The sequence below is a fragment of the Paraburkholderia sp. SG-MS1 genome, from assembly GCF_012275575.1.
GTDB lineage: Bacteria > Pseudomonadota > Gammaproteobacteria > Burkholderiales > Burkholderiaceae > Paraburkholderia.
This window is the reverse complement of the sequence record NZ_NPIH01000282.1, coordinates 1-21,232: the sequence shown is the minus strand read 5'-3', so window position 1 is coordinate 21,232 and position 21,232 is coordinate 1. Positions and strand designations below refer to the sequence as shown.

General features: G+C 63.7%; 17 protein-coding genes and 2 pseudogenes. 9 read left to right on the top strand and 10 right to left on the bottom strand.

Going from position 1 to position 21,232, the window contains the following annotated elements:
• Positions 1-108: 108 nt before the first annotated feature.
• Complete coding sequence (rpsU, locus tag CIC12_RS30545) at positions 109-321, bottom strand: 30S ribosomal protein S21 (RefSeq protein WP_028196180.1); 213 nt, start codon at positions 319-321, stop codon at positions 109-111.
• 68 nt (positions 322-389) lie between these two features.
• Positions 390-1,607: an NAD(P)/FAD-dependent oxidoreductase gene (locus CIC12_RS30540; RefSeq protein ID WP_168669925.1), complete on the bottom strand. Its 1,218-nt coding sequence runs from the start codon at positions 1,605-1,607 to the stop codon at positions 390-392.
• 132 nt (positions 1,608-1,739) lie between these two features.
• Here CIC12_RS30540 and tsaD point away from each other — a divergent pair, with 132 nt between their 5' ends.
• On the top strand, positions 1,740-2,768 hold the full coding sequence (gene tsaD, locus CIC12_RS30535) for a tRNA (adenosine(37)-N6)-threonylcarbamoyltransferase complex transferase subunit TsaD (protein WP_168669923.1): 1,029 nt from the start codon (positions 1,740-1,742) through the stop codon (positions 2,766-2,768).
• 70 nt (positions 2,769-2,838) lie between these two features.
• On the opposite strand, the pseudogene folE2 reads toward tsaD, so the two are convergent.
• From folE2 to CIC12_RS30515, 4 genes and pseudogenes are all read right to left on the bottom strand, one after another.
• Positions 2,839-3,665 (bottom strand): annotated as a pseudogene (gene folE2, locus CIC12_RS30530) (GTP cyclohydrolase FolE2).
• A 300-nt stretch (positions 3,666-3,965) separates the two neighbouring features.
• Positions 3,966-5,873 carry a 1-deoxy-D-xylulose-5-phosphate synthase gene (dxs, locus tag CIC12_RS30525; protein ID WP_168669921.1) on the bottom strand — a complete coding sequence of 636 codons (1,908 nt, stop codon included), beginning with the start codon at positions 5,871-5,873 and terminating at the stop codon, positions 3,966-3,968.
• A gap of 87 nt (positions 5,874-5,960) precedes the next feature.
• Positions 5,961-6,842 (bottom strand): polyprenyl synthetase family protein, encoded by an 882-nt coding sequence (locus CIC12_RS30520; RefSeq protein WP_168669919.1) that lies wholly within the window; start codon positions 6,840-6,842, stop codon positions 5,961-5,963.
• Positions 6,839-7,147, bottom strand: a complete 309-nt coding sequence (locus tag CIC12_RS30515; RefSeq protein ID WP_121320277.1) for an exodeoxyribonuclease VII small subunit — start codon at positions 7,145-7,147, stop codon at positions 6,839-6,841. The genes CIC12_RS30520 and CIC12_RS30515 overlap by 4 nt, the downstream gene beginning before the upstream one ends.
• Positions 7,148-7,434: 287 nt before the next feature.
• Here CIC12_RS30515 and CIC12_RS30510 point away from each other — a divergent pair, with 287 nt between their 5' ends.
• Together CIC12_RS30510 and CIC12_RS30505 are read left to right on the top strand one after the other, a co-directional pair.
• Positions 7,435-8,541 (top strand): aromatic ring-hydroxylating oxygenase subunit alpha, encoded by a 1,107-nt coding sequence (locus CIC12_RS30510; RefSeq protein ID WP_168669917.1) that lies wholly within the window; start codon positions 7,435-7,437, stop codon positions 8,539-8,541.
• Between the two features lie 179 nt (positions 8,542-8,720).
• Positions 8,721-9,590, top strand: coding sequence for a sulfurtransferase (locus CIC12_RS30505; RefSeq protein WP_168669916.1), 870 nt, complete (start codon positions 8,721-8,723; stop codon positions 9,588-9,590).
• Positions 9,591-9,688: 98 nt separating this feature from the next.
• Here the strand turns inward: CIC12_RS30505 and CIC12_RS30500 are convergent, their stop codons facing one another.
• From CIC12_RS30500 to polA, 3 genes are all read right to left on the bottom strand, one after another.
• On the bottom strand, positions 9,689-10,561 hold the full coding sequence (locus CIC12_RS30500) for a dienelactone hydrolase family protein (protein ID WP_168669915.1): 873 nt from the start codon (positions 10,559-10,561) through the stop codon (positions 9,689-9,691).
• Between the two features lie 82 nt (positions 10,562-10,643).
• Positions 10,644-11,999: an NAD(P)/FAD-dependent oxidoreductase gene (locus CIC12_RS30495; RefSeq protein WP_168669914.1), complete on the bottom strand. Its 1,356-nt coding sequence runs from the start codon at positions 11,997-11,999 to the stop codon at positions 10,644-10,646.
• Between the two features lie 157 nt (positions 12,000-12,156).
• Positions 12,157-14,898 (bottom strand): DNA polymerase I, encoded by a 2,742-nt coding sequence (gene polA / locus CIC12_RS30490; protein WP_168669913.1) that lies wholly within the window; start codon positions 14,896-14,898, stop codon positions 12,157-12,159.
• A gap of 1 nt (position 14,899) precedes the next feature.
• Here polA and CIC12_RS30485 point away from each other — a divergent pair, with 1 nt between their 5' ends.
• The 3 genes from CIC12_RS30485 (at position 14,900) to CIC12_RS30475 (ending at position 17,028) form a co-directional block, all read left to right on the top strand.
• Positions 14,900-15,643 carry an LOG family protein gene (locus tag CIC12_RS30485; RefSeq protein WP_121320265.1) on the top strand — a complete coding sequence of 248 codons (744 nt, stop codon included), beginning with the start codon at positions 14,900-14,902 and terminating at the stop codon, positions 15,641-15,643.
• Between the two features lie 276 nt (positions 15,644-15,919).
• The gene (locus CIC12_RS30480; protein ID WP_168669912.1) at positions 15,920-16,501 is read left to right on the top strand and encodes a chromate transporter; all 582 of its coding nucleotides are present in this window, start codon (positions 15,920-15,922) and stop codon (positions 16,499-16,501) included.
• Positions 16,498-17,028: a chromate transporter gene (locus CIC12_RS30475; RefSeq protein WP_168669911.1), complete on the top strand. Its 531-nt coding sequence runs from the start codon at positions 16,498-16,500 to the stop codon at positions 17,026-17,028. The genes CIC12_RS30480 and CIC12_RS30475 overlap by 4 nt, the downstream gene beginning before the upstream one ends.
• A 150-nt stretch (positions 17,029-17,178) precedes the next feature.
• Here CIC12_RS30475 and CIC12_RS30470 read toward each other — a convergent pair whose 3' ends face one another.
• On the bottom strand, positions 17,179-18,705 hold the full coding sequence (locus CIC12_RS30470) for an AMP nucleosidase (protein ID WP_168669910.1): 1,527 nt from the start codon (positions 18,703-18,705) through the stop codon (positions 17,179-17,181).
• 201 nt (positions 18,706-18,906) lie between these two features.
• Between CIC12_RS30470 and CIC12_RS30465 the strand changes: the two genes are divergently transcribed.
• From CIC12_RS30465 to CIC12_RS30455, 3 genes and pseudogenes are all read left to right on the top strand, one after another.
• Positions 18,907-19,302, top strand: coding sequence for a hypothetical protein (locus CIC12_RS30465; protein WP_168669984.1), 396 nt, complete (start codon positions 18,907-18,909; stop codon positions 19,300-19,302).
• A gap of 238 nt (positions 19,303-19,540) precedes the next feature.
• Positions 19,541-20,519 (top strand): annotated as a pseudogene (locus CIC12_RS30460) (homoserine kinase).
• Positions 20,510-21,232, top strand: a 723-nt coding sequence (locus CIC12_RS30455; protein ID WP_168669909.1) for a BPSS1780 family membrane protein, incomplete at its 3' end; no start/stop codon positions are given. The pseudogene CIC12_RS30460 and the gene CIC12_RS30455, both read left to right, overlap by 10 nt.

The window sequence follows — 21,232 nt, the reverse complement described above, 5'->3', positions numbered from 1 at the left end:
CCCTGCCGGCTGGCCCGATGGACCGTGTTTTCCGTGATGACACCTCGCGTGCCCTCACCGGGGTGGATGTCGCCGCTCCGTTTCACCAGAACCGCGGCAACGCCAGAATCAGTAGAACTTCTTTGGCAGCATCTGGCCACGCAGACGCTTGAAATGACGCTTCACCGCGGCGGCCTTCTTGCGCTTGCGTTCAGCCGTAGGCTTTTCGTAAAACTCGCGAGCGCGAAGTTCCGTCAGCAAGCCGTTCTTCTCCATGGTGCGTTTGAAACGGCGCATGGCGACTTCAAACGGCTCGTTGTCTTTTACGCGGATGGTCGTCATTTTTCAATAACGGAACTTTGTAAAGGTTCAGGAGTATAGCAGAGCTTTCTCACAAAGCTAATGCGCCGTCAAGCCCCCTGGACGTATTCCGCGGCCGCCTGGCCAGCCGCCACGCCCGAGGCCCACGCCCACTGGAAGTTGTAGCCACCGAGCCAGCCGGTCACGTCAACCGCCTCGCCGATGAAGTACAGCCCCGGCGCCTTCGCGCTCATCATCGTCGCTGACGACAGGTCGCGCGTGTCGACGCCGCCGCGCGTCACTTCGGCTTTGCGATAGCCTTCGGTGCCGTTAGGGGTGAGCGTCCAACGCGACAGCGCTTCACCGATGCGCCGCAGCGTCTTGTCCGGCAGATCGGCCACCCGGGCCTCAGCTGAAATCTTGTGGGTGTCCAGCCAGACGTGAGCAAGCCGCTGCGGCACCCATTCGGATAGCAGATTGGCGATCTGGCGCTTCGTGCCGGTCTTTGCTTCGAGCAGGGCGGTCGTCGCGTCGCGCTCCGCCAGCAGGTTGATGTGAATCGGCTCGCCCGGTTGCCAGTAGCTCGAGATTTGCAGCACGCCCGGACCCGACAGGCCACGGTGCGTGAGCAGCAGGTCCTCGGTAAATTCGGCGCCGGTCTTCCTGTTGCCGGTCGCCAGTTGCACTTCGAGCGACACGCCGGAGAGCGCGGAGAACGGCTCCCAGTCGGCGGCGGCGAAGGTCAGCGGAACCAGCGCGGGACGCGTGTCGATCAATTTGTGACCGAACTGTTTGGCAAGCCGATAGGCGAAATCGGTGGCGCCGATCTTCGGGATGGACAGGCCGCCGGTCGCGATCACCAGCGCGCGCGCTGTGATCGGGCCGGACAGCGTATCCAGCGTGTACCAGCCCTGCGCGTCCTGCCGCACGCCTTCCACCGACAACGGCGTGCGCCATGCCACGCGGCCCGCGTCGCACTCGCGTTTCAACACGTTGATGACCGCATCGCTCGACTGGTCGCAGAACAGTTGCCCCTTGTGCTTCTCGTGCCACGTCACATGATGACGCTTGAGCAGCGCCATGAAATCGCGCGGTGTGTAGCGCGCCAGCGCGGAACGGCAAAAATGCGGATTGGCCGACAGGTAATTGGCCGGCCCGGCGTAAAGGTTCGTGAAGTTGCACCGGCCGCCGCCGGAGATGCGGATTTTTTCCGCGAGACGTTGCGAGTGGTCGATCAGCACCACGCGCCGGCCGAGTTGCCCGGCCACGGCCGCGCACATCATGCCGGCCGCGCCTGCGCCGATCACCGCGATATCGAAGGATTCCATGGGGCCGCATTGTACCTGCGGGTTAGCGGCCGTCTGCGGCCTGGCGGTCGCACTGCTATACTTTCAGGCTGATCTTTTCATTTCGGGGCGCAAAGGTGTTGTCACTCCTGCGTCCCTTCAAACCCCACCATCATGCTCGTTCTCGGCATCGAAAGCTCCTGCGACGAAACCGGTCTCGCGCTCTACGACACGGAGCGCGGCCTGCTCGCACACGCGCTCCATTCGCAGATTGCGATGCATCGGGAGTACGGCGGCGTCGTGCCCGAGTTGGCGTCGCGCGACCACATCCGACGTGCGCTGCCGCTGCTCGAAGAGGTGATGGAGCGTGCCGGCGCGGCGCGCAGCGACATCGACGCAATCGCCTACACGCAAGGGCCAGGGCTCGCGGGCGCATTGCTGGTCGGCGCGAGCGTCGCCAATTCACTCGCGATGGCGTGGGACAAACCGACCATCGGCATCCACCACCTCGAAGGGCATCTACTGTCGCCGCTGCTGGTGGATGAGCCGCCGCCGTTCCCGTTCGTGGCGCTGCTGGTGTCGGGCGGACATACGCAATTGATGCGCGTGACGGACGTGGGCGTCTACGAGACGCTCGGAGAAACGCTGGACGACGCGGCCGGCGAAGCGTTCGACAAGACCGCCAAGCTGCTCGGCCTCGGTTATCCGGGCGGCCCGGAAGTATCGCGCATGGCCGAATTCGGCATGCCCGGCGCGGTGGTCCTGCCCCGCCCCATGCTGCATTCCGGCGACCTCGACTTCAGCTTCAGCGGCCTGAAGACCGCCGTCCTCACGCACGCGAAAAAGCTCGGCGGCGCGAATATCTGCGAGCAGGCGAAAGCGGATCTGGCGCGCGGCTTCGTCGACGCCGCGGTGGAAGTGCTGGCGGCAAAGTCGCTGGCGGCGCTGAAAAAGACCCGGCTCAACCGGCTGGTCGTCGCGGGGGGCGTGGGCGCCAACCGGCAGCTGCGCGAGGCGCTGTCCGCCGCCGCGAAAAAGCGCAACTTCTTCGTGCACTACCCCGACCTGTCGCTGTGCACGGACAACGGCGCGATGATCGCACTGGCCGGTGCGTTGCGATTGCAGCGCTGGCCCGATCAATCGGCCAAAGACTACGCGTTCACGGTGAAGCCGCGCTGGGATCTGACTTCCCTCGCACGCTGAACGGAAGATCGCCGCACCATAAGAAAAGCCGCTTTAAAAAGCGGCTTTTTCAATGCGCTCAAACCAGCGATCACACGCAAGGGCGAGTCTCACCCACCCGTTTGTCCCGCTCGATCACCGCATACGCGCTGTGATTGTGAATCGACTCGAAGTTCTCCGCTTCGAGCACATAGGCGACGATCCGCTCGTCCGCATTCAGCCGTTGCGCGACGTCGCGCACGAGGTCTTCGACGAACTTCGGATTTTCATACGCACGCTCGGTGACGAACTTCTCGTCGGGGCGCTTGAGCAGGCCCCACAGTTCGCACGAGGCCTCTTCCTCGGCAATGCGAACCAGTTCTTCCACCGCCACGTCCCCGGTCAGTTCGGCATTGATCGTGACGTGCGAGCGCTGGTTATGCGCGCCGTACTGCGAAATCTTTTTCGAGCAGGGGCACAGGCTCGTGACTGGCACCAGCACCTTCAGAAACAGGCGCGTCGTGCCGTTGCGGGTGTCGCCCGTCAGCGAGACTTCGTAGTCGAGCAGACTCTGCACACCCGAAACCGGCGCAGTCTTATTCACAAAGTACGGGAACGACACTTCGATGCGGCCCGCCTCGGCTTCGAGCTTCTCGAGCATGGCCGCGAGCATGGTGCGAAAAGTGGCCGGTTCGAGCGGCGCTTTGTTCTCTTCGAGCAACGCCACGAAACGCGACATATGCGTGCCCTTCTGATCAGCCAGGAGATGCACGTCGAGATTCCACGTGCCGACCGTCGGTTGCGCTTCGCCGCTTTGCGTGCGCACCGTCAACGGATGACGCACACCCTTGACGCGCCGACCCGCTGAATCGGGATCTGGCGCGTGTCGGGCGTGCTTTGCACGTCGGGCATGATAAAGGCGGGATTCATCTGGTTCATTCTGTTGTCCTTTCAGGAAGCGCCGGGCCGCCCTGAGTTTTCCGCTGCGCCGGAAACCTCCGCCCCGAACGAAGCCCCCCCTGGGAATGGAAGGATCCGGGCGATGGCCCAACGGAGCCCGCCCTGAACCAGCGGATACAGGGCTCTCGGCGGCCGTGCGGATAATGCGCGCAACGGCGAACGCCGGCCTTGGCCGGCGTTGGAAGATGGGCCCGCGAGCCCATCGATTCGAGTTGGAGATGGTAAAAGCAAGAGCGGCAGCCGCCATCGCATCGCGGCGGCATGCCGGTCGGCAACGCCTCAGGCGACGCGCTTCACCGACGATTGAACGCCGAGCGCGCCGTTCGACAAAAACCGCTCGCGAATCGACTTGGCGATACCCACGGCGTCGAGACCGCATGCGGCGAGCAGCTTGGCCGGGTCGCCATGATCGATGAAGCGGTCGGGCAGGCCCAATTGCAGCACCGGCCGCATCACGCCCGCTTCGAGCAGCGCTTCGACGCAAGCCGAGCCCGCGCCGCCCATCACGCAGCCTTCTTCGACGGTGACGATGGCGTCGTGCGTCTCGGCCAACCGACGGACCAGTTCGGCGTCGAGCGGCTTCACGAAGCGCATGTTCGCGACGGTGGCGTCCAGTTGCTCGGCCGCCGCCAGCGACGGCGCGACCATCGTGCCGAACGCGAGAATCGCAATGCGCTTGCCCACCGGCTGCGACGTCTCGCGCCGCACTTCGCCCTTGCCTAGCGGTAGCGCCGCCATTTGCTTGACGGTGGCGACACCGGTACCCGCGCCGCGCGGATAACGCACCGCCGTCGGGTTCGGCTGCTGCAGCGCGGTGTACAGCATCTGCCGACATTCGTTTTCGTCCGACGGCGCCATGACCGTCATGTTCGGGATGCAGCGCATGAACGCAAGGTCGTAAGCACCCGCGTGCGTGGCGCCGTCCGCACCGACCAGACCCGCGCGGTCGATGGCGAACACCACCGGCAGGTTTTGCAGCGCGACGTCGTGAATCAGCTGGTCGTAAGCACGCTGCAGGAAGGTCGAGTATATCGCGACCACGGGCTTCATGCCATCCGCGGCAAGACCGCCGGCAAACGTCACCGCGTGTTGTTCGGCAATGCCGACGTCGAAATAACGATCCGGGAAACGCTTCTCGAACTCGACCATGCCCGAGCCCTCGCGCATGGCCGGCGTGATGCCGACCACGCGCGAATCCAGTTCGGCGGCGTCGCACAGCCATTCGCCGAACACCTGCGTGTAGGTCTTCTTTGACGGCGTGGTGGCCGGCTTGATGCCTTCGGCCGGATTGAACTTGCCCGGCCCGTGGTACAGGACCGGATCGGCCTCGGCCAGCTTGTAGCCCTGGCCTTTCTTCGTCACGACGTGGAGGAATTGCGGGCCGCGCAGTTCCTTGATGTTCTGCAGCGTCGGGATCAGCGAGTCGAGATCATGACCGTCGATCGGGCCGATGTAGTTGAAGCCGAATTCTTCGAACAGCGTGGCCGGCACGATCATGCCCTTCGCGTGCTCTTCGAGCTTGCGTGCAAGGTCCAGCATCGGCGGCGCGACGCGCAGCACGCGTTCGACGCCCGCGCGCGCGGCGGCGTAGAAGCGGCCCGACATCAGGCGCGCCAGATGGCGATTGAGCGCGCCGACCGGCGGCGAGATCGACATGTCGTTGTCGTTCAGGATCACCAGCAGCGGCACGTCGTCTTCGACGCCGGCGTTGTTCATGGCCTCGAAGGCCATGCCGGCCGTCATCGCGCCGTCGCCGATCACGGCGATGCCCATGCGGTTGTCGCCCTGCAGCTTGCTCGCGACCGCCATGCCGAGCGCAGCGGAGATCGACGTGCTGGAGTGCGCGGTGCCGAAGGTGTCGTATTCGGACTCGTCGCGCTTCGGGAAACCCGAGATGCCGCCGAGCTGACGCAGCGTGTGCATCTGGTCGCGGCGGCCCGTCAGGATCTTGTGGGGATAGGTTTGATGGCCCACGTCCCAGACGATCCGGTCGTGCGGCGTGTCGAACACGTAGTGCAGAGCAATGGTCAACTCGACCGTGCCGAGGTTGGACGAAAGATGGCCGCCCGTCTGCGATACGCTGTCGAGCACAAAAGCACGCAACTCGTCGGCAAGCGGTTGCAATTGGCGGCGATCGAGGCGGCGCAAGGCTGCCGGGTCGTCGATGGTTTTCAGCAAGTCGTACATCGTCGTTCCATTGTAGGAAAACTTACGCGCCCGCACTTCATACATGCACCCCGGGGATAAAAGGTGCGCGGCGGCGGGCTTTCGCGTTCAGCTAATCCGGTTCACCACCAAATCGGCCAATTCGGCAAGACGCTGCGCGCGTGCGCCGAACGGCGCCAGCGCGGCGTGCGCGTCGCTGCGCAGCTGCGCGGCGAGCGAGCGCGACGCGTCGAGCCCGATAATCGACACGTAGGTCGGCTTGCCGTCCTTCGCGTCTTTGCCAGCGGTCTTGCCCAGCGTCGCGGAATCGGTCGTGACGTCGAGAATGTCGTCGACCACCTGAAACGCCAGACCGACGGCGGCCGCATAGGCGTCGAGCGAACGCATCGCGTCCGCATCCGGCGCTTCGCCCGCCAGAGCGCCCATGCGCACCGCGGCGCGCAGCAACGCGCCGGTTTTCATCCGGTGCATGGTTTCGAGCTGCGTGCGCGTCAGCGTGTGACCGACGCTCGCCAGATCGATCGCCTGCCCCCCGCACATGCCGAGCGAGCCGCTCGCGAGCGCCAGTTCGCGCACGAGCGAAGCCTGCTGCGGCGCGGCCAGCACGTCCGAGGTCAGCGCGACGAAAGCCTGCGATTGCAGCGCGTCCCCGACCAGCAGCGCCGTGGCTTCATCATATTGGACGTGTACCGTGGGCTTGCCGCGGCGCAGCGCGTCGTCGTCCATGCAGGGCATGTCGTCGTGTACAAGAGAGTACACGTGGATCATTTCCAGCGCCGCCGCCGCCGCATCGAGGCATTCGGCGCGCGCGCCGCTCAGCTCGCCGGCCGCGTGGCACAGCAGCGGACGAACCCGCTTGCCGCCGCCCAGCACCGCGTAACGCATCGCTTCATGCAGTTTAACGGGCTCCGTAGCCTCGCCCGGCAGGTAGTGTTCCAGCGCCGTTTCGACGCGTTCGAGTACCGAGCGCGTCCATTGTTCGAATGTCATAGGTCGTCCCCGCTTTCAGTAGCGGCTGTGCCTGCGGTATTCATGGGCAGCGGTTTCAGCGTCTCGCCGTCGAGCACGCGCACCTGCTGCTCGACCTTTTCGAGCTGCTGCTGGCAAAACGCCACGAGGGCCGCGCCGCGCCGATACGCGCTCAACGACTCCTCCAGACTCAGGCTGCCGCCTTCCATGCGCGCCACCAGCGCTTCCAGTTCTGCCTGAGCGGCCTCGTAGTTCTCGGGCAGCGGCGTGGTATCGACGCCTTCGGCTGGCGCAGCAGCGGTATCTTTCGATGCGGTCTTCGCCATGAATAGTCGCAAAATTAAAACAAGTCGGACATTCTACGGCAAAAGCGCCATTTCCGAGCCGCTCGCCGGCCTGCGTCGCGCGTGCGCGTCCCGCGCCGCCCCTGAAGTCTCGCAGAAAAAAAACGATTGGTCTGCGGTGAAAATCCCGAACTTTCATGGCATTTTTGACCCAAATCAGGGACTTAAGCGCCCCAAAGAAGGGGAAACGGGTATAATCGCGGGCTCCCTAAATCGAATCTATCGATGGTTGGGTTGTTCACTGCTTTCACGTCTTCACGGGAGTGGGAATGTCCAATCTGAGCAATGCATTGCAGTTGCGGTCTGTCCACAGCCAGCTGCCAGTCACGGCTTACTTTGACGAAGCGCTTCTTACGCGCGAAATCGAAATCCTTTTCAAGAAAGGTCCTCGTTACATCGGCCACGATCTCATGGTGCCCGAAGCGGGGAATTATTTTGCCTTGCCCAGCGAAAGCGAGGGGCGCGTGCTCGTCCGCAACCAGCAGTCCCAGGTCGAATTGCTGTCGAACGTGTGCCGCCACCGGCAGGCCATCATGCTCAACGGCCGCGGCCAGGCGGAGAACATCGTCTGCCCGCTGCATCGCTGGACGTACGACCTGAAGGGCGAACTCCTCGGTGCGCCCCATTTCGCGGACAACCCCTGCCTGAATCTCGGCGCCACGCCGCTGCAGAACTGGCAAGGGCTGCTGTTCGAAGCCCAGGGGCGCGACGTCGCACGTGATCTGGCGCGCCTCGGCACCAAGAAACACTTCGACTTCTCGGGCTTCATGTTCGACCACGTCGAAGTGCACGAGTGCAACTACAACTGGAAGACCTTCATCGAGGTCTATCTGGAGGACTATCACGTCGCACCGTTCCATCCGGGCCTCGGCAGCTTTGTCAATTGCGACGACCTGACGTGGGAGTTCGGCGAGTGGTACAGCGTCCAGACGGTGGGCGTGCACAAGGATCTGGAGCAGCCGGGCAGCCCGACCTACCGCAAGTGGCACGACGAAGTGCTGCGTTTTCGCGGCGGCAACCCGCCCGACTTCGGCGCGATCTGGATGGTGTACTACCCGGGCATCATGATCGAGTGGTATCCACACGTGCTGGTCGTGTCATGGCTGATTCCGCGCGGTCCGCAGAAAACCACCAACGTAGTGGAGTTCTATTACCCTGAGGAAATCGCGTTGTTCGAGCGTGATTTCGTCGAAGCAGAACGCGCCGCGTATATGGAAACGGCGCGCGAAGACGACGAGATCGCCGAACGCATGGATGCAGGCCGCCGCGCACTGATGGAGCGCGGGGAGTCGCAGGTCGGCCCCTATCAAAGCCCGATGGAAGACGGCATGCAGCACTTCCACGAGTTTTTGCGGCGCGAGTTGCGCGAGATATGAGCGCGCTGGCTCGGCGTTCGGTCACGATTCATCCGACTCTTGCGCAAGCCACATCGACATCAGGAAAGACGGGCTTCGGCCCGTCTTTTTTTGTTTAGACTTACTAGATAGCCCGGCCATCCGTCCGTGGCGCCAAGGCGCCCGACCGCAACCGCCATCGCCCGTATCGAGGAGACATCATGCCCCACACTCACTACACCACTCTGATCTCCGCGACCAATCTTGCGGAACGCCTCGCCGCCGCGCCAGGCAGTGTGTTCGTCGTCGATTGCCGCTTCGATCTGACCGACACGGAAGCGGGCGAGAAAGCGTATCTGGCCGGGCATCTGCCGGGCGCGCATTACCTGCATCTCGATCGCGATCTGTCCGGGCCGAAGAACGGCACGAACGGGCGGCATCCGCTGCCGGATCGCGCGCGGCTGGTCGAGACGCTCGAATCGCGCGGCCTGAAGCAGGGCCAGCAAGTGGTCGCCTATGACGCGCAAGGCGGTATGTACGCCGCTCGCGTCTGGTGGCTGCTGCGCTGGCTGGGGCACGACGCGGTGGCGCTGCTCGACGGCGGCCTGCCGGCCTGGCAAGCCGCCGGTCAGCCTCTGACGCAGGACGTCCCGGCCCAGAACACCGGCGACTTCAATGCTGGTGCACCGCTCGCCGTGACCGTCGATGCGCAGACGGTCGAGCGCAATCTCGGTTCGAAGGAGCACCTGGTGGTCGACGCACGCGCGGCCGATCGCTATCGCGGCGAGAACGAAACGCTCGATCGCGTCGGCGGCCACATCCCGGGCGCGCTCAATCGCTTCTTCAAGGACAACCTCACCGCAGACGAGCGCTTCAAATCGGCCCATACGCTGCGCGAGGAATTCCACGCGCTGCTCGGCGACACGCCTCCCGAACACGTGGTACTGCAATGCGGCTCGGGCGTGACGGCATGCGTGAACGCGCTGGCCATGGAGATTGCCGGCCTGCATGGCGCGGCATTGTATGCGGGCTCGTGGAGCGAATGGAGTTCTGATCCGAAGCGGCCGGTGGCGACCGGGGCGAAACCCTGAGTTCCGGACACCCTTAAATAAGCACAAAGGCCGTTGCCGCCCATGGGCGGCAACGGCCTTTTTAATCGTACGAAGCGCGCGACGATCCACTTGAATCCTCAGGCCACCCCGTGCTGCTTGAACCACACCAGCGCGCGGCGCCAGCCATCTTCAGCATCGGCCTTCTTGTAGCTCGGCCGGTAATCAGCGAAAAACGCATGGCCTGCATCGTCATAGACGACGAACTGCGAGCCGCGCCCCGCTTGCGGGCCTTGCGCGATGGCCTGCTTCATCTGCTCGAGCGTGTCTTGCGGGATGCTCTGATCCTGCAACCCGTAGAGTCCCAATACCGGCGCATGCAACTGCGCAACCTGATCGAGCGGATTGGCCGGCGTGTTCGCGGTTTTGGCGCCCGTCACGCGGCCATACCAAGCCACGCCCGCCTTGAGCCGCGGGTTATGTTCGGCATATAGCCACGCAATCCGCCCGCCCCAGCAAAACCCGTTCACGCCGACCCGGTTCAGATCGCCGCCATGCTCGCCGGCCCACGCGACGGTCGCGTCGAGATCGCCCATGACCTGCTCGTCCGGCACCTTGCTGACCAGTTGCTCGTTGAGCTGCTGCATGCTCGTGAAAACGCTCGCGTCGCCCTGCCGCTGATACAGATCCGGCGCGATCGCCAGATAACCCTCCTTGGCGAAGCGGCGGCACACGTCGGCGATATGCTCGTGCACGCCAAAAATCTCATGCACGACGATGATCACCGGCAGGTGCGTCTTGCCCTTGGGCTGCGCGCGATACGCCGGCACCAGCGTGCCGCCCGAACGCACGGCCACTTCGCCGGCTTCGAGGCCGTCGCTGTCGGTATGGATGGTTTGCGCCGAGACCGGCAGCACGGCCGCCGCGAAACCGGTGCCGAGCGCGGCCTTGATGAAGGTGCGTCGATTGAAGGGAACGTGGGGGATCAGGCTATCGATTTCGGGCTTCAGCATGCGCACTCCTCGGTTGATTGTTAGAGGCAACAGGATACGCCTGACGCGTATCCTGTTGCAGTTTCAACCACGGCTTGACCCGTCAGTGCAGCTTCACGCGCGGCAAGGTGGAGCGGCGCAGCCAGTGCGCGAAGGTATCGAGCACCATCCTCGCGTAGCCATGCAGCGCCGCGATATGCAGCCGGTACAGCGACATGTACATGAAGCGCGCGAACAGTCCTTCGATCAGCATGTTGCCGCCGATCACCCCGCCCATCAGATTGCCGACCGCGCTGAAGTGCCCGAGTGACACCAGCGAGCCGAAATCGCGATAGGTGAATTCCGGGAGCGGCTTGTTGTCGAGCCGCGCGGCCAGCGCTTTCAGCAGGAAACTCGCCTGCTGATGCGCGGCTTGCGCGCGCGGCGGCACGTTGCGCTCATTGCCCGGCCACGGACAGGCGGCGCAATCGCCGAGCGCGAACACGTTGTCGTCGATTTCGGTTTGCAGCGTGCGGCGTACGTTGAGCTGGCCGAGCCGGTTGACCGTCAAGCCGTCGAGCTGGCTCAGGATGGGCGGCGCCTTGATGCCCGCTGCCCACACCGTCAGGTCGGCGCGCACGGTGTGCCCGCTCGCGGTACGGATGATGCCCGGCGCGACTTCAGCGACCGTTTCGCCGATCAGCAGCTTCACACCGAGCTTGGTGAGCAGCTCGGCGGTCGCCGTCGAGACGCGCTCCTGCAAAGCCGGCAAAATGCGCGGCCCCGCCTCGATCAACACGATGCCGACGTCATGCCGCGGATCGAGCTTATGCAGACCATACGCCGACAGCACCTGCGCGGTGTTGCGCAATTCCGCCGACAGTTCGACCCCGGTCGCCCCACCGCCGACGATGGCCACCTGGATACGCGGTTCACTGGCTGACGACGTGCCCGGTCCCGGCCTCGATTCGACGCGCTCATGCACCTGATGCTCGGCGCGCATGCAGGCCGCGATCAGGCGTTTGCGGAACCGCTCGGCCTGGCTGACCGTGTCGAGTGCGAGGGAAAATTCGGCCGCGCCCTTCACGCCGAAGAACGCCGTGGTGCTGCCGATCGCGATGATCAGCGTGTCGTATTCGAGCTCGCGTTCGGGCAGCAGTTCAGCGCCGTCGTCGTCCACCACGGTGCCGAGCGTGAGACGCTTGCTGGCGCGGTCGAGCCCGGTCAGTTCGCCCTGCTGGAACTCGAAGTCATGCCAGCGCGCTTGCGCCGCGTATTCGAGTTCCTGTGTGAACGGGTCCATGCTGCCCGCCGCCACTTCATGCAATAGCGGCTTCCAGATATGCGTGGGGTAGCGGTCGACGAGTGTGACTTGCGCACGCGCGCCGCCTTTGCGCTTCTGGGCGCCATAACGGTCACCCAGACGTGTCGCCAGTTCCAGCCCTCCCGCGCCCCCGCCAACGACGATAAATCGATGCATTGCACTCTCCGTGTTTGCCGATGAATTATGCGTCGCGGACGGCACGCTGCAACGCGCCGTCTTTCAGCAATTGTCCGCGAGCAGCACGGGTTGTCACAAGCCATCAATTAGCATGTGTGACATGCGCACGACGGTATCGTGGCCCGTCACTCATGTATCAATGCGCTTCTTCCCAGTTCAGGCCGGCGCCCACTTCGGCGACTAGCGGCACTTTCAGCTCGGCGACACCACACATCAATTCGGGCAGGCGCTTGCGCACTTCGGACAATTCAGCGTCCGGCACCTCGAGGATCAATTCGTCGTGTACCTGCATGATCATGCGCGTGCCGATCTTCGACTCTTCGATCCAGTTCTGCACCTCGATCATCGACAGTTTGATCAGATCGGCAGCCGTGCCTTGCATCGGCGCATTGATCGCGGCACGCTCGGCGCCCTGGCGGCGCGGACCGTTGCCGCCGTTGATCTCCGGCAGCCACAGGCGGCGACCGAACACCGTTTCTACATAGCCCTTCGCCTTCGCGCTCAGACGCGTTTCGTCCATGTACCGAGCGACGCCCGGATAACGCGCGAAATAGCGGTCGATATACATTTTGGCCGCGTCGCGCGTGATGCCGAGGTTCGACGCGAGGCCGAACGCGCTCATGCCATAGATCAGGCCGAAGTTGATGACCTTGGCCACACGCCGTTGATCGCTCGACACTTCGAGCGGCGTCACGCTGAAGATTTCCGCCGCAGTGGCGCGGTGAATGTCTTCACCTTGCGAGAACGCGCGCAGCAGCGATTCGTCGCCGGAAATATGCGCCATGATGCGCAACTCGATCTGCGAGTAGTCCGCGGAGACCAGCTTGTGGCCGGGCGGCGCAATGAACGCCTCGCGGATGCGACGGCCTTCGCCGGTGCGCACGGGGATGTTCTGCAAGTTCGGATCGTTCGATGCGAGACGCCCCGTCACCGCGACGGCCTGCGCGTAGTTCGTGTGCACGCGGCCCGTTTGCGCGTTGACCATGCGCGGCAGCTTGTCCGTGTAGGTCGACTTCAGCTTCGACAAACCACGGTGTTCGAGCAGAATCTTCGGTAGCGGATAGTCTTCGGCGAGTTTCTGCAGCACTTCTTCGTCGGTGGACGGCGCGCCGCTCGGGGTCTTCTTGACCACCGGCAGTTCCAGCTTTTCGAAGAAGATCTGGCCGATCTGCTTGGGCGAACCCAGATTGAATTCGCCGCCGGCGAGCGTGTACGCCTCGCTTTCCAGCTGGATCAAACGCGTGGCGATCTCACTGCTTTGCTGACGCAGCTTTTCCGCATCGATCAGCACGCCGGTGCGCTCCATCTTGCGCAACACCCGCGAGGTCGGCACTTCGATCGCGCGGTAGACGTGGTCGAGCGTCTTCTCGGCGGCCACTTGCGGATATAAGGCCTGATGCAGACGCAGCGTGATGTCGGCGTCTTCGGCCGCGTATTCGGCGGCCTGCTCCAGCGCGACTTCGTCGAAGCCGATCTGCGATGCGCCCTTGCCCGCGACCTCCTCGTACTTGATCGTCTTGATGCCGAGATGGCGCAGCGCGAGGCCGTCCATGTCGTGCGTGCGATGCGATTCCAGCACGTACGACTGCAGCAGCGTGTCATGTTCGATACCGCGCATTTCGATGCCGTAGTTCGCGAGTACCTGTTCGTCGTACTTCAGATGCTGACCGACCTTCTTGTGCTCCGCGCTTTCTAGCCACGGCTTGAGCTTCGCGAGCACTTCGTCGCGCGGCAGTTGCGCGGGCGTGTCCGGACCACGATGCGCGAGCGGCACATAAGCGGCGCGGCCGGCTTCCACCGACAACGACAAGCCGACGATCTGCGCGGTCATCGGATCGAGCGCGGTGGTCTCGGTATCGAACGAGGTCAGTTCGGCCGCGTTGATTTTCGCGAGCCACGCGTCGAACTGCTCCCACGTCTGCACGGTGTCGTAGTGGCGCGCGTGATCGACCGACAGCGCTGGCGGCACGTCGGTTTCCGGGCCTTCCACCGCGTCCGCGATTTCCACCTCGCGCAGCCACGTCTTGAAGCCGTGGCGCGTGAACACGTCGCGCAGTTCCTCGCGCGATTCGGGCCGGCTTTGCAGGCTTTCCTCGATCGACACGATATGGTCGGTCAGATTGCAATTGCGCTCGACGGTGACGAGTTTCTTCGCCATCGGCAGAAAATCGAGCGCACGCCGCAGATTGTCTCCTACCGCACCTTTGATCTCGTCCGCATGTGCGACGATGCCATCCAGCGACTCGAATTGCGTGAGCCATTTGAGCGCGGTTTTCGGCCCGCATTTCTCGACGCCCGGCACGTTGTCGACGGTATCGCCGATCAGCGACAGGTAGTCGATGATGCGTTCCGGCGGCACGCCGAACTTGGCGATCACGCCGGCGCGGTCGAGCTTTTCGTTGGTCATCGTATTGATGAGGGTGACATGATCCGTCACGAGCTGCGCCAGATCCTTGTCCCCAGTCGACACGATCACGTTCATGCCGCGCTGTTCGGCTGCGGTGCTGAGCGTGCCGATCACGTCATCGGCTTCGACGCCTTCGATCATCAGGAGCGGCCAGCCGAGCGCCCGCACGGCCACATGAATCGGCTCGATCTGGCGCGACAGGTCGTCCGGCATCGACGGGCGGTTCGCCTTATAGTCGGGATACCAGTCGTCGCGAAACGTTTTGCCCTTGGCGTCGAACACGCACGCGCTATACTCCGCTGTGACTTCCTTGCGCATGCGCCGCAGCATGTTGATCATCCCGTAGAGCGCACCCGTCGGACCACCCTCGGGCCCGCGCAGATCAGGCATCGCATGGTAGGCCCGGTACAGATAACTCGAACCGTCGACCAATAGCAGGGTCTTACCTTCAAGGCTTCGTTCTTCAGGCATTATGACTAAGAGAAAAGTAATTCCGAGTCTGCGATCGCTCGCAGATCAAGAGCGCGCAACGGCCAAGAAGGCCCGCGCATCGTGGCAGATGTTCACGATTATGGCAGAGTTTATCGAGGCGACCGAGTACCTCTCGGAGATCCGCCCGGCTGTCAGCATCTATGGTTCGGCTCGCCTGAAAGCGAGCTCGCCGTACTACAAGCTCGCCACGCAAATCGCACGCAAGCTGTCGGATGCGGGCTTCGCGGTGATCTCCGGCGGCGGCCCCGGCATCATGGAAGCGGCCAACAAGGGCGCGCATGCGGGCAAGGCGCCTTCCGTCGGCCTGAACATCGAACTGCCGCACGAGCAATCGGGCAACCAGTGGCAGGACATCTCGTTGCGCTTCCGCCATTTCTTTACGCGCAAGGTCACGTTCGTGAAGAATTCGGACGCGGTGATCGTCATGCCAGGCGGCTTCGGCACGCTCGATGAACTCGCCGAAGTGCTCACGCTGATTCAAACCAAGAAGTCGCGCCACGTGCCGATCATTCTGGTGGGCGCCGAATTCTGGGAAGGCCTGCTTGCGTGGTTCAAGAGCTCGCTCATTCCGATGGGTCTCATCAATCCGAACGACATCGATCTGATGCAGGTGATCGACGATCCGGATCAGGTGCTCGAAGCGGTGCTGAAGTTTTATGAAGACCGCGAAGAAGCCGAGCCGCATCCGGCCAAGTCGGATGAAGACCGGATGTTCTATCTATGATGTGATGCCGCGTACCCGCTTCGCGCGTTGGCGTGGAGCGAGCACGGCCCATACAATGCACCTAGCACACTGGTTCTCGCGGGCAGCCTTTGGGCTGCCCGCTTTCGTTTATTTCTTTCGCTTGGGCGACGGCTCGACACTGACCTCACGCCATGCCGACACCATGAGACTCGGCCGCAACACCACTCAGCCCGTCGCACGCCGCGCAAAAATGGTTTTGCTCGCCGCCGGTTGGGCGCTAATCTCCCCAGCTTGAACTGCAAGCCGGTTAGTGAAATGGACCACAATCTCTCCTCTCCCGAACTCCAACCTGAGTCCGGACTCGCACCGACGCCCACGCTACGCGAAATCTTCGGCGGCTTTCTGGGCCTTGGTCTGATCTCGTTCGGCGGCGCATTGCCGCTCGCGCGCCGCGCGCTGGTCGAACAACGCCGCTGGCTGAGCGCCGAAGAATTCACCGACCTCCTCGGCCTATGCCAATTCCTGCCAGGCGGCAACGTGATCAATCTGTCGGTGGCAATGGGCATGCGTTTTCGCGGCGTGCCCGGCGCGCTCGCCGGCCTGCTCGGATTGATCGCGGGGCCGTCGCTGGTGGTGATCGGGCTTGGCGTGCTGTACGAACACACGCAACACGATCCGCACGTGCGTCATCTGTTCGCCGGCCTCGCCGCGGCCGCGGCCGGCCTGTTGATCTCGATGGCCGTCAAGATCGTGCTGCCATTGCGCAGCAAGCCGCTCGCCGCGCTCATCGCCGCACTCGGTTTCGTCGCGATTGCGGTCCTGAGGCTACCGCTTTTGCCGACCATGCTGGTGCTGACGCCGCTCAGCATTTACATCGCAGCGAGGAGCACGCGATGAACGACACGCTCATGTCGCTTGCGGTCATTTTCAGTCAGCTTTCGCTGCTCGCGTTCGGCGGCGGCAATACGATTCTTCCGGAGATGCAGCGGCAGGTGGTGGAGGTGCATCACTGGATGCCTGCCAGCGAATTCAGCGCACTGTTCGCGCTCGCTCAGGCCGCGCCCGGCCCGAATCTGATGATCGTCACGCTGATCGGCTGGCACGTGGCCGGTTGGGCGGGGATGCTGGTGACGTCGGTGGCGAAGTTCGGACCGTCGTCGCTCGTGACGATCTTGGCGCTCCATGCCTGGGACCGCTTCAAGGACCGTCCGTGGCGGCGCTACGCGCAACTCGGGTTGATGCCGGTGACGGCGGGCATCGTCGCGGCGAGCGCGGCCTTGATCGCCGAGGCGTCGAATCCAACTGCGATTGCCTGGGCGATCACCGCATTTACCGCGGTCATGGCGTTGAAGACGCGAATTCACCCGTTGTGGCTGCTGGCGGCCGGCAGCTTGATCGGGCTGACGGGGTTCGGGCAGTTCTAACGCAATGCGGTCGAAGCATGCCCGTTGAAGCTCAGCGGCAAAAGCAGAAACAGAAGCAGAAGCAGAAGCAAGGCCGCATCCGAACGCATTGTGCCGGCAGGGACGAGCCCCATCAAAGCCCGCCCACAGCGCCGCCCACCAAACCCGCGCTTACTGAAACGCCACCTCGGCAAAACTGCGCAGCTTCCGGCTATGCAAACGATGCAGCCCGTTGGTGCGCAATATCTCCATTGCCTTCACGCCGATCTGCAAATGCTGATCGACCTGCGCACGATAGAACTGATCCGCCATGCCCGGCAGCTTCAGCTCGCCGTGCAGAGGCTTGTCCGACACGCACAGCAAGGTGCCGTAAGGCACCCGGAAACGGAAGCCGTTCGCGGCGATCGTCGCGCTTTCCATATCGAGCGCGACCGCGCGGCTTTGCGACAGCCGCTGCACCGGCTCGCGATGATCGCGCAACTCCCAGTTGCGGTTGTCCACGCTCGCCACCGTGCCCGTACGCATCACCCGCTTCAACTCGACGCCGTCCAGCTGCGTGACCTGCGCGACCGCGCGCTCCAGCGCGACCTGCACTTCGGCGAGCGCCGGAATCGGCACCCACAGTGGCAAATCGGCGTCGAGCACGTGGTCCTCGCGCACATAGCCGTGCGCGAGCACGTAGTCGCCGAGGCGCTGCGTATTGCGCAGACCTGCGCAGTGGCCGAGCATGATCCACGCATGCGGACGCAGCACGGCGATGTGATCGGTGATGGTCTTTGCGTTCGACGGCCCGACGCCGATGTTGATCATCGTGATACCGCTGCCGTCCGCGCGCTTCAGGTGATACGCGGGCATCTGCGGCAGACGCGGGGGCGCGGTGCCCTCCTGTGACTGCTCGCCGAGATTCTCGTTGTACGTGACCACGTCGCCGGGTTCGACGAACGACGTGTATTCGCTGCGATAGGCGCGCAGGTCTTCGTCGTCGGTATGGGCCATCATCGTGCGGCCGAGCTTCACGAACTCGTCGATATAGAACTGATAGTTCGTGTACAGCACGTAGTTCTGGCAATGCGTGGGCGACGTGGCCGTATAGTGCTTCAGCCGATGCAGCGAGAAATCGACCCGCGCCGCCGTGAACAGCGCGAGCGGATACGGCTCGCCGGGCAACGGCTCATACGTGCCGTTGACGATGCGGTCATCGAGCAGCGCGAGGTCCGGCGTATCGAACACGTCGCGCATCAGGAACAGGCGCTCGCGATCCAGATCGCCTTCGAGGTGAATGCCCTCCGCGAACGCGAAATGAATCGGAATCGGCTGGTCCGACACGCCGACTTCGATCTGCACATGATGGTTCTTCGCTAGCAGGCGCAACTGTTCGCGATAGTAGTCGCCGAACAGATCGGGCCGCGTCACAGTCGTTTCAAACACGCCCGGACCCGCGACGAAACCGTACGAGCGGCGCGAGTCGATATGCGTGTTGACTTCGGTGCATACGCGCACGAACGGATAGCAGGCGCGCACACGGCGTTCGAACTTTTCGTTGCGGCGATAGCGCGCGAACGCATCGCGCAGGAACGAGGTATTCGCTTCGTAGATTGCCGAGAGACGAGTGACGGCCTCGGTCGCGTCGTCGAAGGATTCGGTTCGGAAGCTGCTGGCGGGAGTCTGCACCGCGCGTTGATTGGTATCGTTGTTCATCTTCATTCGCCCCTGTTGATGAGACGACATTACCACGGAACCCGGGTTCGCCAAATGACCTGGCGTTACCTGCAACACATGCGCACGCACGGTCGGCAAGATTGCAGGCGTCTCGCGCGAAAGCGGCGCAAAATAAGGCGATCGCGCCCGATCGCCAGGCTGGATTTTGCTAGAATCGGGGCACCATATTGGAGAATCACCATGAAGCCGCTCCTTCCCGTCGCCGTTGCACTGGCCCTCGCCTTTGGCAACGCCGCGATGGCTGCCCAGCCTGTCGATGACACTCCGCCGCCCAACGCGCCCCAGTCGGCCAACGAACGGGCCGGGCTGCCTGACCTGGAGAAGATCAATCGCCCGGGCGCCGAGGTCAGCTCGAAGGTCGAAATCAACGTGCCGCGCACGCCGAGCTTCCACGAGCGCAGCGCCAACGGCACCGAAATCACCGAATACCGCGATAAGGGCAAACCGGTTGAAATCAACGTGAATTCGAACCTCGGCACGCGCTACCAGATGAGCGCGCCGCTCGACACATCGCCCAGCGTGCGGGACAACGGCCGCGCCAGCACGCGTTTGCCGTCGGTGAATCTGCGCTATTGATGGACATCGGACGGCCGTCCGTTGCGGACCGCGCTGGCGCTTGCCACGCGCTTCGCGGGGCGGCGCCGGGGGTGGGGGCCTCGCCGCCGTGCTTTATCCTCCCGACATGGCGTGGCGATGCGGGGCTCGCCACGCGGCCCTGATCGCTCCCGCACAACACCCTTTCAGCACCGCATTTGCCACACATCGCACTGGCCGCCTCGCGCCAGCCCGACCAACCTGATCCGACGTTTCCCGCATGGCTGTCTTCACCGCTGTCAACGAATCCCAACTAGCAGAATGGATGCGTCATTACGATCTCGGCGATGTCGTCGAGTTTCGCGGCATCTCGTCCGGCATAGAAAACAGCAATTTCTTTTTAACGACGACGCGCGGCGAATACGTCCTGACGATTTTCGAAAAGCTGACGGCCGAACAACTGCCCTTCTACCTCGACCTCATGCGCCATCTGGCCGCGCACCGCGTGCCGGTGCCGGACCCCATGCCGCGCGGGGACGGCGCGCTGTTCGGCACGCTGCTCGGCAAGCCCGCGGCCATCGTGACCAAGCTCGAAGGTGCACCGGAACTGGCGCCGGGCGTCGAGCACTGCATCGAAGTCGGGCAGATGCTCGCGCGCATGCATCTGGCCGGGCGCGATTACACCGGCTATCAGCCGAATCTGCGCAGCCTGCCATGGTGGCGCGAAACCGTGCCGACCATCCTGCCGTTTCTGGAAGGTGCGCAGCGCGATCTACTGTCGTCCGAACTCGCGCATCAGGAAGCCTTCTTCGCCTCGGCCGATTACGCCGCGCTGCCCGAAGGCCCTTGCCACGCCGACCTGTTCCGCGACAACGCGATGTTCGCGCATGCCGCGCCGGACACCGGCCATGAAGTGCGCCTCGGCGGATTCTTCGACTTTTATTTCGCCGGTTGCGACAAGTGGCTGTTCGACGTCGCCGTGACGGTCAACGACTGGTGCGTCGACCTCGCCACCGGCAAGCTGGACGACGCGCGCACCGAAGCGATGCTGCGCGCCTACCAGACCGTGCGCCNACCGCCACTGGGGCGACATGCTCCGTGCCGGCGCGTACCGCTTCTGGGTCTCGCGCCTGTATGATTTTCATCTGCCGCGCGCGGCCGAACTGCTCAAACCGCACGATCCCGGCCATTTCGAGCGCATTTTGCGCGAACGCCTGTCCGGCGTTGCACATCCAGGCATCCATACTCCATGCAACTGATCGAAGTCCCCGCGAAAACCGGCTACGTGTGGTTCCGGCAGGGTATCTGGCTGTTCCGCAAGAACCCGCTCGCATTCCTGACGCTGTTCTTCACCTACTTGCTGGTGATGACGCTCGTCTCACAGATTCCGGTGGTCGGCGGCGTGCTGCCGCTCGCGTTCATTCCGGGTGTCGCGGTCGGCTTCATGGCGGCGTGCCGCAACACGATCGCGGGCAAGCCGGTGTTTCCGACCATTCTGGTGGACGGCTTTCATTCGTACGGCCCGGTGGTCACACGGCGGTTGCTGGTGCTCGGCGTGCTCTATGTCGTCGCGATGGGCCTCGTGCTGGCCGGTTCGGCACTCGCCGACGGCGGCATGCTGCTGAAGGTGATGCTCGGCGGCGGCGCCCTGGATCAGGAGGCGATCGCCAACAGCAATATTCCGCTCGCCGTGATCACGGCCTTCGCGTTCTACGTTCCGGTGGCGATGATTTTCTGGTTCTCGCCCATTCTCGCCGCATGGCATGACGTGCCGCCCGCAAAGGCGATGTTCTTCAGCGTCGTCAGTTGCTGGCGCAATCGCGGCGCGTTCGTCGTGTTCGGCGCGCTGTGGTTCGCAGTGGCGATGACGGTGTCGCTCGGCCTGTCCGCGCTGATGCAGGCACTGGGCGCGGCCGACTTCGCCTTCGCGATCCTGATGCCAGCGACGATGATCGTCACGACCATGCTGTAC

What these genes read in the sequence shown, in the direction of transcription:
- rpsU (WP_028196180.1), bottom strand. Translation starts at nt 321, where the DNA reads ATGACGACCATCCGCGTAAAAGACAACGAGCCGTTTGAAGTCGCCATG.
- CIC12_RS30540 (WP_168669925.1), bottom strand. Translation starts at nt 1,607, where the DNA reads ATGGAATCCTTCGATATCGCGGTGATCGGCGCAGGCGCGGCCGGCATG.
- tsaD (WP_168669923.1), top strand. Translation starts at nt 1,740, where the DNA reads ATGCTCGTTCTCGGCATCGAAAGCTCCTGCGACGAAACCGGTCTCGCG.
- dxs (WP_168669921.1), bottom strand. Translation starts at nt 5,873, where the DNA reads ATGTACGACTTGCTGAAAACCATCGACGACCCGGCAGCCTTGCGCCGC.
- CIC12_RS30520 (WP_168669919.1), bottom strand. Translation starts at nt 6,842, where the DNA reads ATGACATTCGAACAATGGACGCGCTCGGTACTCGAACGCGTCGAAACG.
- CIC12_RS30515 (WP_121320277.1), bottom strand. Translation starts at nt 7,147, where the DNA reads ATGGCGAAGACCGCATCGAAAGATACCGCTGCTGCGCCAGCCGAAGGC.
- CIC12_RS30510 (WP_168669917.1), top strand. Translation starts at nt 7,435, where the DNA reads ATGTCCAATCTGAGCAATGCATTGCAGTTGCGGTCTGTCCACAGCCAG.
- CIC12_RS30505 (WP_168669916.1), top strand. Translation starts at nt 8,721, where the DNA reads ATGCCCCACACTCACTACACCACTCTGATCTCCGCGACCAATCTTGCG.
- CIC12_RS30500 (WP_168669915.1), bottom strand. Translation starts at nt 10,561, where the DNA reads ATGCTGAAGCCCGAAATCGATAGCCTGATCCCCCACGTTCCCTTCAAT.
- CIC12_RS30495 (WP_168669914.1), bottom strand. Translation starts at nt 11,999, where the DNA reads ATGCATCGATTTATCGTCGTTGGCGGGGGCGCGGGAGGGCTGGAACTG.
- polA (WP_168669913.1), bottom strand. Translation starts at nt 14,898, where the DNA reads ATGCCTGAAGAACGAAGCCTTGAAGGTAAGACCCTGCTATTGGTCGAC.
- CIC12_RS30485 (WP_121320265.1), top strand. Translation starts at nt 14,900, where the DNA reads ATGACTAAGAGAAAAGTAATTCCGAGTCTGCGATCGCTCGCAGATCAA.
- CIC12_RS30480 (WP_168669912.1), top strand. Translation starts at nt 15,920, where the DNA reads ATGGACCACAATCTCTCCTCTCCCGAACTCCAACCTGAGTCCGGACTC.
- CIC12_RS30475 (WP_168669911.1), top strand. Translation starts at nt 16,498, where the DNA reads ATGAACGACACGCTCATGTCGCTTGCGGTCATTTTCAGTCAGCTTTCG.
- CIC12_RS30470 (WP_168669910.1), bottom strand. Translation starts at nt 18,705, where the DNA reads ATGAACAACGATACCAATCAACGCGCGGTGCAGACTCCCGCCAGCAGC.
- CIC12_RS30465 (WP_168669984.1), top strand. Translation starts at nt 18,907, where the DNA reads ATGAAGCCGCTCCTTCCCGTCGCCGTTGCACTGGCCCTCGCCTTTGGC.